1 protein-coding gene is annotated in these 613 nt (G+C 45.5%); it reads right to left on the bottom strand.

Annotated features, from left to right (window positions below; genetic code table 11):
- Positions 1-150 precede the first annotated feature (150 nt).
- Positions 151-613: hypothetical protein (locus KP705_RS16175; RefSeq protein ID WP_215764981.1), on the bottom strand; the 463-nt coding region annotated here is incomplete at its 5' end.

The raw sequence follows: 613 nt of genomic DNA, 5'->3' as shown, positions 1-613 counted from the left end.
CTATATTTTTCCTTCTTTACCATATCCATAACAATCTCCGACCCTCAGTTTGTGGGGTACTGGAAACTTATTGTAGCAGATAGAAATCAATATTTGACTTGTCATAGTGTCCGACTATGACAATTACATTGTCGTCGGTCCTGCGGAGCTTCAAAGATACCAGTCTGCAAGCTCCTGAAAGGCGTCCTGATTAGCTTCGAAGTATTCGGAATCCGGAACCTCAATAGGAGGCTCATCAAGCTCTACKGGGTCTTGTAGACGATCTATGTCGATAACCTTTGACAKCATCCCATCTTCTAAGACGCTACCCCCACCTCTACCCATGTGAGATATCGTGTAAGTGTCAATCATATATGCTTTTGCGGAATCATCCACCGCATTGATATCCCTGTTGCCAAGCTCCCACGAACCACGCAACGCAAACAGATTACGCCCCGTTAGAGCATCGCATCCAATTTTTTGGAGTTTTTCGATAACCTGCTGATGGTGTCGCTTAGAGACAACTTCAATGAGTTCGAGAGCCTTTTTGCCGAGTTCAGTGTCAGGCGTCTGCGTATAATTCTGGACCATAAGACAGGGTTCAGAGACGTTATAGAAAGCATGATGCGGGAGC

This window comes from Gluconobacter sp. P1D12_c, assembly GCF_018812105.1.
In the GTDB taxonomy this organism is placed as follows: domain Bacteria; phylum Pseudomonadota; class Alphaproteobacteria; order Acetobacterales; family Acetobacteraceae; genus Gluconobacter; species Gluconobacter oxydans_A.
The sequence above is the reverse complement of the archived record's forward strand: the minus strand, read 5'-3'. Positions and strand labels throughout refer to the sequence as shown.